The organism is Winogradskyella psychrotolerans, from assembly GCF_018860565.1.
Taxonomy (GTDB): Bacteria; Bacteroidota; Bacteroidia; order Flavobacteriales; family Flavobacteriaceae; genus Winogradskyella; species Winogradskyella damuponensis.
In genome coordinates this window covers 891,704-902,737 of the sequence record NZ_JAHKPS010000022.1, presented here as the reverse complement: position 1 = coordinate 902,737, position 11,034 = coordinate 891,704, and the positions used below count along the sequence as shown (strand labels likewise).

The 11,034-nt window shown below is 32.5% G+C and carries 6 protein-coding genes; all 6 read right to left on the bottom strand.

Features of this window, described 5'->3' with window-relative positions; all coding sequences use genetic code 11:
- Positions 1–245 precede the first annotated feature (245 nt).
- Positions 246–2,108 (bottom strand): putative porin, encoded by a 1,863-nt coding sequence (locus KO504_RS12695; protein ID WP_252723679.1) that lies wholly within the window; start codon positions 2,106–2,108, stop codon positions 246–248.
- Between the two features lie 248 nt (positions 2,109–2,356).
- Positions 2,357–4,477 carry a zinc-dependent metalloprotease gene (locus KO504_RS12690; protein WP_215927387.1) on the bottom strand — a complete coding sequence of 707 codons (2,121 nt, stop codon included), beginning with the start codon at positions 4,475–4,477 and terminating at the stop codon, positions 2,357–2,359.
- Positions 4,478–4,701: 224 nt separating this feature from the next.
- Entirely contained in the window at positions 4,702–5,574 is an 873-nt protein-coding gene (locus KO504_RS12685) for a hypothetical protein (RefSeq protein ID WP_215927385.1), read from the bottom strand.
- 6 nt (positions 5,575–5,580) lie between these two features.
- On the bottom strand, positions 5,581–6,429 hold the full coding sequence (locus KO504_RS12680) for a hypothetical protein (protein ID WP_215927383.1): 849 nt from the start codon (positions 6,427–6,429) through the stop codon (positions 5,581–5,583).
- Positions 6,430–6,440: 11 nt separating this feature from the next.
- Complete coding sequence (locus KO504_RS12675) at positions 6,441–7,919, bottom strand: RagB/SusD family nutrient uptake outer membrane protein (protein WP_215927381.1); 1,479 nt, start codon at positions 7,917–7,919, stop codon at positions 6,441–6,443.
- A 12-nt stretch (positions 7,920–7,931) separates the two neighbouring features.
- Positions 7,932–11,027 (bottom strand): SusC/RagA family TonB-linked outer membrane protein, encoded by a 3,096-nt coding sequence (locus KO504_RS12670; RefSeq protein ID WP_215927379.1) that lies wholly within the window; start codon positions 11,025–11,027, stop codon positions 7,932–7,934.
- Positions 11,028–11,034 lie beyond the last annotated feature (7 nt).

Sequence of the window (11,034 nt, the reverse complement as noted above, 5' to 3'; positions counted from 1 at the left end):
CTTTTTTTGGTTTTATATAATAAGAAGTCTAGTAGCCTTTATACTCTTAAAAGGAAACTCTACTATTAACAACTCTTATAACTATAACACTTACGTGAAGTAGCCATGTAAACAGCTGTCTTTATTAAGCACCTTATTAGATTAGACTATATAAGTAGGACTTATATATAATACATTCTCATATTTTATAATGTAAGAGTGATACTAAACATACTTCTATTAATTAAAAAAAATGTCTTAGTCTTTTACAGAAAGAAATCCCAGACTAATCCAAAACGAATAATGAAATCTCTATAGGGTTGATTCGGAGCTGAAAAATAATCGTACCCAGTAAATGAAGAATTAAAGTGTTCTGCTTTTAAGAAAATACGGGTTTGTCTCACTTTAGCATTAATAAAAAAGTCTAGCCTTGGAAAACCACCTAACTCAGTATTATTTTGAGTATAAAATTCTGCCAATAAAGGATCATAACCATTCATATTATAAGCTGTAAAGTAATTTAGAGTTACACCTGTCTGAAGCGTCATTGACTTTTTGAATAACTGATTGGTATAATACAAGGTATTTCGAGTTATAAAATCTGGCACATTTAAAACATTATCATCACTAACTACGTTTTGATACATTATTGTATTATCTAATGCAAAATTGCCCACTTTAAATTCCTTCTGAAGTTTTAACCTTAAATATTGAAGTGGCTTATTATATTGCTTTGGTCTAATAACATTAACTTGATCTATTGTTTCCTCTAAATTAAAATAGGTGTAATTATCTATATTGGATATATCGAAATAAGCATTAAACAACTTTTGTGATTCTAAACTAAACTTTATCTGCTGTGTATTTACATTTTTGAAGTCATCAAAATTATACCAGTTATAATTGATATAGTCACTTTGATATAATAAATAGTTATAATTGGCAAGTCTAGAGTTAATTGTAATACCTCCAGACAGTGCTATATTTTCATTTAACTTTAAACTAATTGTTCCATCTAAAAAACTACCGACAAATGTGTCTGATAAATTTAAACTTCCACGCCCCGAAAGATTAAACCCTTTGTAAGCTTTTGAATATGTTCCTTCTATTCCTATAAAATTGGACACAATTCTATTAGGTATTGATTGCTGATTTGGAAATAACACAACACTATTATAACCATAATTAATATCTGTATAGTTTAATGCAAATCCAACTTGACCTAGTGTATTATTAGAATAGCTTAGTCCAAGTGAAGTTCTAAAGTCTTCTAATGTTACTCTGTCATTAATACTATTAGAAAAAACATCTCCAAAGAAATCCGTCACAGCCACATCTTGGCTAAACTGAAAGAATTTGTCTTCAAAAGAAACTTTATTAATTAGCGAAAGCCTATTGTTACTTAAAGAATCCTTCTCTTTTGTAATTTTATAAGAGTGCTCAAAATAAAAACGCTTCCCTTCAAGCACGTTTTCTGCGTTCTCAAAATTAGGATCAAACACAGACCTGTCCAAAAACTCTTCATTACCTGAGGCAAAATTCTCAAGGTCCTCGGTTTTGATTCCACCATTTTCTTGATTTAGTAAATCTTGCATTACTATATATCCTTTGGCAGTATACCTTTTGTCTTTTGTGTTGTACTTTGAATTAAAACGAAAATTACCTGAACTGGTTAACGAATTTTGATACTTTCCTAACGATCTTAACCCTTTATATGCTAATGAAAAATTAAACTGCTTAGATAGATTAACTGTAAAAAAAGCATCTAAGAGCTGTCCTTGTTCAAAAGCTGTTTTATAGGTTAGACGTGTCCAAGGTGTTGGAACTTCAAAAAATCTAATATCTTCATGTTCTAGATAGTTGAAATGTCTGGCTCTTGCTCCAAAACTAGGTTTGGTTTTATTTTCTGAAGCATCGAAACTAAGTGTATTATATGTTTGACCAATATTAGCAAAGGGCATTAAGCCAAAATTATCTTTCTGCAAGTAATTAAATTTGTAATCTTTTTTAATTGCTAAGGTGGTATCAATGGGTATTGAATCTAGCTCATTATTAAATTGCAAATACATATCTACAGTAGCTAACTGTTTAAAATATTCACCACTTTTAACAGATGAAGAGTCAGTCATTCTTAAGCTCTCCTGATTACCTTGTGCCCTTTTAACAAGTTTTGTTTGAGCAGTAAGACTTAAGGTGCATATCCAGCATGGAATTATGTATAAGTATTTTAATTGCATATATAACTATCTAATTTTTAAACAAAGAAAGTTATAAAATATTGTTTGCGAATAGAAAATTACAAATTACTTATAAAAAAAGACCTACAATAAATATTGTTGATCTTTTGTAAATAAATTTAAAAAAATATCGCACCAAATTATTCGATTATAATTTTATATGAACTATTATTAGTACCTGCTGAAATATTTAATACGTATACTCCGACAGCCATATCAGATAAATCTATAGTTTGGCTAAACTGATGAGCATTAGCATTAGAAAAAGCCTTCTCATAAACCGAACGACCACTGATATCGTAAATATCTACTATTACATCATGATTATAATCTATTTTAGAATCAAATTGAATTGTAAATTTACCTTTACTTGGATTAGGGAATACTGATAAATTTTTAAAACCAGAAACTTCTTCTATATTTAAATTTTCTTGAATTGCGAAATTTTTAGTATTTATATTATAGAAAATATTGCTTGCAGATTCAACCATAATCCTGCAAGAAACTGCATCTAAATTAGGCAAAATAACACTTTCACTTCCGTCATTTGGAGTATTTGAGATCAATAATGTATCAAAAGTTAATCCTCCATTAGTTGATAGAAGTATATTAACACTATTACTATTAAACGGAGATAAATTTGTATTTGCAATATTCCAAGTAACAGTTTGTGTTGACCCACCAGAAAAAGACAAGTTATTTACATTCTGCGAAGTAACTGTGAAAGGCCCACCTGAATTATCTACAGTAACTGTCATATAATCAACACCTATTTGCCCACCTGATATGTCATTATCTCGAACAGCTAGAGAGAAATTAACATCTCGATTGATAAGTAATAATTTTTCCCAATCCGTTGATGAATTAACATTAGAAACATAATCTTCTAATCTAGGTATAAACCTAGTGTTATCAGTACTTGGTGGAAATGATCTTACAACAGGACCGTCCAAAGTAATATCTGAAGGAGCAGCAACACTAGATCCCAAATCAAATTGTTCCCAAGAATAAGTCAACGACTCATTACCATCAATGTCAAATCCTGTACCAATTAACTTATACGGAGTTCCTATAGGTATCGTATAATTATTACCAGCATCAGCTATAGGTTCGTTATTACCAGTAGGACTTGATAAAGCACATGTACTATTACCTTGGGTTATATTAAACCACATTTGATTAATACTATTTTGATGAAAATAATTATCAGCTGTAGATTGAATATTCGAACTCGTCCCACAAATCCCAGCATAAGACATAATTGTTGTACCGCCACCTGGCTCGTAAGCCGAACTAGAAGTAGCTGCACTAGCACAACTAGTAGAATTGTAAGTATGAAAAGCACCATACTGATGCCCCATTTCATGTAACATAGTATTCTCATAAACTACACCTATGGGTGCTCCACCCAAACCGCCACTTACAGCTCTAGCTTTATTCGAAGTACATGGAGAATATAATTGAGCTAAACCACTACCAGATGTACTTAACATATGACCAATATCGTAGTTACCAGACTGAATAAAAGCATCAATAAATGTTTGGCTTTCATCTATTAAAACACTAATATCATTATTTGTCAAGAAGCTATCTGATAAAAAAATGATGTCCCGATTAGCCGGAATTATAGTCATGGTAATTGAAAGTTCATTTTCATAAACAGCATTAACACGAGTCATTATGTCATTCATAACATTTAAAATAGCATCCTTTTTTACAATATTTGAAGAAGATGAAAGATTGAGCGTATTAACATAATAGGTTGAAAACTCTTCTGTACAAGCCAAAGCTAATCTAAACTCACGAAGTTGACCATCATTAACATGTCTTTGCTCAAACTCATATTCACCTCTATTATGTGAGGCAGAATAATCACCTAAACAATTAACAGTCAACACCCTGTCGCTCAAATCCTTTCTGTAGTACATTGCATAAGATTTCCTGTCCTTTGTGATGCAATCTATAAATTGAATACCTTTTTTAGAATTTAAAATAACCGCTTTTAAGCCAAACATAGACACACTAAATCTGATAATTTTTTGTTCATTGGTCAAAGATCTACCAATGTATGATTTAGCACTAGGCAATGATTGTTGTAGCTCATAAGATAAAACAGGCGCCTCATAGACTTCATAAGTTTCAAAACCTTTATCAATGTTTGGAAAACTAATCAACACACCAGGTAATTCATTAGATTTCGATCGATTCGGTATATTAATTAACTTATTCTCTAATTTATCAATATCCATCCTAAAACTCAAAAATTCAGATGGTAATTCATTAGTCTCCCATTCTTGTTCGCTTGAGTAGTGATAATTATTAACTTTCCATAAATCATTTATATTTTGACCAGATAAGACTATAAAGTTAATTAGAGTAAAAAAAAGTAGTATTTTTTTCATGATTTTTTTTTATAAAAGTAAATAAAAAAAACCATCCATAATAAAACTATAGATGGTTTTTTAAATAAATGTATGTAAAACGATTACGGCATTTGAAATATAATATCAGCTGATACAGGGTCTGTAAAAATACCATTTTCAGTGACACTAATCTCAAAAATATCATTACAAGTATCATAAGTACCGCTACCCGATATCGAATAACTTGCACCCAAACCGTTATCAGATCCATCTGCACTACCGCCACTAATTACTGTGACAGTATTACTTACAGGATCAACTGTAAAAGTAATTGCTGCAGCAAACATACCATCATATGCGTTAGACCCAGCTAAAACAGAAACAAAGTTAGGTCCCCAAGATGTATCGGCTGTATATGTTAGATTACCTAAATCAGTTATAGTAACTGGATAATCATCTTGAACAATACCACCACCTCTACTAGATGTACCTGTATATACACTTCCATCTAAAATATTAACAGAACATGGAGTAGAAACTCTAAAATTCGTAAACTGTGAATCATCACTTAATCCAGCAGAAATAGAACCTCTATCAGTAGATAGTAACACTACATCAAACTCAACAGTGGTACCTTGCTCTATAAGAGCTAAAATATTACCCACTTCTAATACTAAATCAGTTTCTAAAGTTCCAGCAGGTATTACAAAAGACCGTTCGGTAGTAGTAACTACTTGAGAAGGACTTCCTCCAGAAACCTCTACTAACTCAAAATTGACAGTAAGATCTTCTTTATTAATTGGTGCATTTATCTCTACCGGAATAGAAATTTCTGTAGATGTAGCTGCTAAAGTTGCAGCAGGGTTGTTTACATTAAAATCAACCCAACCAGAAGTTGGTTCTTCAACAAATTTACCATCAGTTGCATCCTTTTCACAAGAAAAAGTAAGAACTAACGTTAAACAAAATAGTAAATATTTATATGTATTTTTCATAAAGCTTTATTGTTTAGTAAATTTATATCTCGTTACAACCGTAGCACTACAGTCTGCCTGCACATCATCAGCAAATGATATGAACAATTCATCATCCCCTTCAGTTATGCTATAAGTATCTGGTGTTTCAGCAGGACCAAACCAACCGTCTCCACTATTACAAAAACATAAACTGTTTTGAACAGGTACGATAAACTCATTACAAAATAAATTAACGATAAAAGGTGTGAAATCTGGACAATAGTCAGGATAATGCTGAGTAGAAAACATTCTACTTAATCCAGTTTCATCGTCTTCATTAATTTGAACTTCAACAATTGTACCTGTACTTAAAGTAGGACCATCTACTAAATCACTAACTTGTTCCATTAAGTAAGTTCCTACAAAGAAATTCTCATCTACAGGACATACTTCGAAGATATTTACAGAAAACAAATTTGAATCCATAAACACATTGTCTACATCACCTAAAGATATCGCAATAGTTTTTGCTTCTCCTGTCAAAAACTCATTATCTATTATGTTCACACCAATAGTCCCGAAATAAGAATCGGCTGGTATTGTTACCGTACTAGGCAATTCAAAATTAGATTCATTTGCATTAGTTAACTCTTCATCTAAAAGTACTGTAAAAGTTCTATCATTGCTTGATAAAGTACTTGTTTGAATAACTATCTCTAAAATATCAGATTCATCGACATTTACAGGAAACGCCGTAGTATTTGCAGAAGAAAATGACAAAAATGTATCATTTGCATCTGAAGGGTTAAAAGTAGTTCTTTCAAATTCTTTCTCACATGACGAAAATGCAAGAAGAATTGATAAACACATTAATAATTTAAAACTTATTTTCATATTCTTTTTTTTTAATTAGGATAAGATGGGTTTTGAGTAATATTACCATTTCCAAAGAATTCTTCTTGAGGAATTGCTAATGTATATCTATAATCATTAGCAGGTATGACACATGGTGCTTCAAATGAAGTACAATCTACAGTTGACCTTGTGACACCAATATTGAGTTCACCACCAATTCTCTTAATATCTAAAAGTCTATGTCCTTCAAAACATAATTCTTTTCTCCTCTCTTTCAAAATATCCGTTAATGCTTCATTTAAATTCCCATAATTTGGTAATGGTTGAACTGATCCAACTCTAGCAGTTCTTATTTCTTGAATAGAAGCAGCAGCTTGACCTAACATATTACTTCTAGCTTCTAATTCCGCTTTCATCAATAACACCTCTGATGATCGAGCTACTTTAATATCATTAATTTGAGGTCCAGCAGCTGAACCAGGATACTTACCTATTAATAAAATATTATCTGCATCATTTTCTCCATTGAAAACACTTGATGCATCAACATTTATATCAAATCTAATATCACCAGGTACTTCTGCTAATTCATTATATAAATCATTTGATACTTCGATAAATGCATCATCAACATCTACTAAATTAAAGTAAAATAACTCACCTACTTCGCTATCACCAGTTCCGCGTGCAAGTTTAAAAATAACTTCCTCATCTCCAGCATCCAAAAATAATAACCTATAGTCAACAGTTGACGCTAGTGGATATTTAGCCATTAAATCGTCAGCTAAGTCTATTGTAGTTGAATCATAATTATCTGTGATTAATTCTAATTTAATTCGAAGAAAATCTACAAAGTCATCATTTACATAAATATTGTTATTTGAATCAGCGTTATTTTCGTCTAACAAATCCTTAGCAGTTATTAAATCGTTCATTATAAAGGACACAGTTTCTTCAACCGTATTTCTTTCTAACTGTTCATCTATACTAGGTACACGATCCATAATAATTACTGCTAATGATTGAGGGTCTTGATAATCTACAGTATAGTACTCAAACAAATCAAGATGAGCTAGAGCTCTAAGTGCATAAAGCTGCCCTAATAAATGATTACCTTCAGCTTCTTCAGCTTCAGATTCAAAGTTAATGCCTGTACTCGCTCTTAAAACCCTATTAATTTGGTTAATTGTTGAATATCTGTTTGTCCAAACTGAAAAAGAAGGCGAACCAGCAGTGATATCTACCACATACTGATACTGTGTTGCACCTTGACCATTACTTGCTACACCAGCTTTAACATTATCTGTTAGAATAGCATTAAAATACAATTCATCACCAGAGCCATTTCCTCCTGAATCTACGCCATAAAAAGCATATGCACCATTAACACCACTAGACAGGTCAGCTAACGTTTGATAAGCTGCACCTTCATCTAATTCACCTACCTGTGATATATCAGTAGCGTCATTACATGACACCATAAAAAACACAGCCATGAATATTGCTATAAATAAATTTATTTTTTTCATTTTTATTTTTTTTTAAAAATTAATAGTTACTCCGAATGTATAAATTTTCGGTGTTGGATACTGCCCTCTATCAATTGATCTTAGAACAGATGATTCTGGATCCCATCCAACATATTTTGTAAATGTCAATAAATTTTCACCTTGAGCGTAAAGACGTAAACCTGTAATAGGTAATTTCTCTAATGTTTCTTTAGGCAATGAATAAGCCAATGTAATATTTCTTAGTCTTAAAAAAGATGCATCCTGTAAATAACGATCAGTACTATAAGAATAATCAACACTACTGTATGCAGAACCAACTCTAGGTATATCTGTTATGTCGCCTGGATTTTGCCATGCATTAAAAACAGAATTAATTCTATTTCTACCATTTTCTACTTGACCTACAGAAACTTCTTCTAGACCTGCTAAATCTTCACTACTTCTATATACATCAGCAACCCATGACCAAGTCGTATTGAACTCCCATGTTTTGTACTTTAATAATGTACCAAAACCTCCTTGCCAAACTGGAACGTGCGATTTACCTGTAAATTGTCTATCAGATTCATTAAGCGATTCTGTCAAATTACCATCAGCACCTCTAAACAAAGGGTTTCCATTAGCAGGATTTACCCCTACATAGTCAACTAGGTAATATGACCCATAAGCTTGACCTTCACCTAACGCCGTTAAAGTATTTATTACTAAACCATCAGTTGATGGAGGCAACTCTTCAATGACATTTTCATTAAAAGATCCATTGGCAAATAAAGTTAATCCCCAATCTTTAGTTTGTATTGGAGTATAACGTAAATCCAACTCTACTCCTTTATTCACTAATGTTCCTAAATTACTTTGAATTGATCCTGTTCCATTTACATAAGAAATTCTATTATCTTGAAACAGTTGAGATGTCGTTTTCTCATACACATCAACAGAACCTCTTAATTTTCCTGTCCATAGAGAAAAATCAACGCCTATATTAGCTTGAGCTACTTCCTCCCATTGTAAAGTGGTATTACCAATTTGTGAAGCAAAAGTACCTGTTTGATTGTTATAACCCTGTCCTGCAGAATACAAACTTCTTGTATTATTTAAAGCTCCATAGAATCCACCAGTAATTCTTTGATTTCCTGAAGTACCATAAGATCCTCTTAACTTTAATAGATCAAATGCTGAATCTGACATAAAGTTTTCATCGCTAATATTCCATCGACCTGAAACCGACCAAAAAGTACCCCATGCATTGTCTTCAACAAATCTGAATGAATTATCTCTACGAACAGTTGCGCCAATACCATACTTCCCATCAAATTCATAGTCTCCATTTGCAAATACCGAAAACAATCCTGTAGTAAGAGTAGTTGTACTTAACGCTGGCAAATAAGGAAATGTATCAGCACCATTAATAACCTCTATAGTGTTAGCTGGTATAAATGCACTACCAGTACCTAACAATCTAGGATCTAAACCTGTTTGATCATAATCAAACCCGTCATAAAAAGATCTATTATATTCTAAATACGCTGTTAAACTCACAGCATGTTTATCTGCAAAAATATTAGAATAATTTAAACTTGTATTAGAATAAAATCTAAAATCTCTAGCGTATGTCTCTTCATAAATACCACCATATTCAGCTGCATTAGATTGCTCTGATTGAAACGGACCTAATAAACTAAGAGGGTGTAATACTTCTAATCGTTTTGAACTAGATAAATCACCACCAAACTCTATTCTTGCAGTTAAATTTTTCGCAAAATTATAACTAGCATTAAAACCAGCAAGTATCTTCACCTCTTCTGTTCTATCGGTATTCATTGATACGCTATTTAAAAGAACATAAGGGAAATTAGTAGCTCCAGAAGCTAACAAAGCAGTAATATCACCAGGCGTGATACCCCCGTCTATAGTTCTAGACCCATTAGGATCATAAGCAGACAAATACGGCAACCCTTGAAGAGCAGCAGAAAACGGATTGAAGAAAGTCGAATTAGAACCAGCATTATCTAATTCATTAGACTTAGAGAAATTTAAATTTAAATTTATTCCGTAATCAAATTTCTTATCCGCAGATTTACCTGTAAAATTATTTCTAACAGAAAAACGCTTAAAATCAGAACCTATAAACACACCGTCCTGCTCAAAATACTGAAGAGAAGTATAATTAGATGTAGTTTCCGTTCCACTTGTTATAGCCAAATCATGAGTTGTAGTCGTTCCCTTTCTAAAGAAAATATCTGTCCAATTAGTGTTAGCTTGTGCAGCTCTAGCATTAATCTCAGCATTAGACATACCATTGCCCAAACCTGCATTGTTATCACGTTGCCAGTTCAAAATCTCACCAGTACTCATAAGATCAAACGGTTGAGCCTGAATCTCATTATAACCATAAGTTGTCGTATACCTAAACTTCAAACCTTCACCTGCACGTCCTTTCTTTGTTGTAATAACAATTACACCATTAGCACCTCTATTACCATAAATAGATGTTGCCGCAGCATCCTTAAGAACAGTATAAGACTCTACATCATTCGGGTTAATTGACTTAAAATTATCTTCATCAACAGGAATACCATCAATAACAAATAACGGCTCTATATTACCATTAATCGAACCAACACCTCTCAATACAATAACACTATCAGCTCCCGGCTGGCCACTACCTGTAGTAACATTTAAACCAGCTATTTGCCCTTGTAGATTTTGTAAGGCAGAAGGATTCGCTCTATCTTCAAGCACATCACCAGAAACTGTCTTAGTTGCAGCTAGACTCTTAGCTAAAGAAGACGTCCCATAACCAACAATTACAACTTCTTCAAGTGTACTTGCATCTTTCAATGCTACATCGTAAGTTGCAGCAGCTCCTACAATAATACTTGCAGGTTCCATACCTACATAGGAGACAACTAATACATCCCCTTGATTGACCTTAATAGTAAATTTACCATCAAAATCTGTTTGTTGACCTCTAGAGGTCCCTTTTACAATTACACTTGCACCAGGGAGAGGTAAACCATCCGAAGCTGTTGTAACTGTACCTGTGACAGTTTTCTCTTGTGCAAAAGAAAATTGCATCACGAACGCCATAAAAAGCGTTAATAACCATGTTAACTTTAATTTCATAAAACAA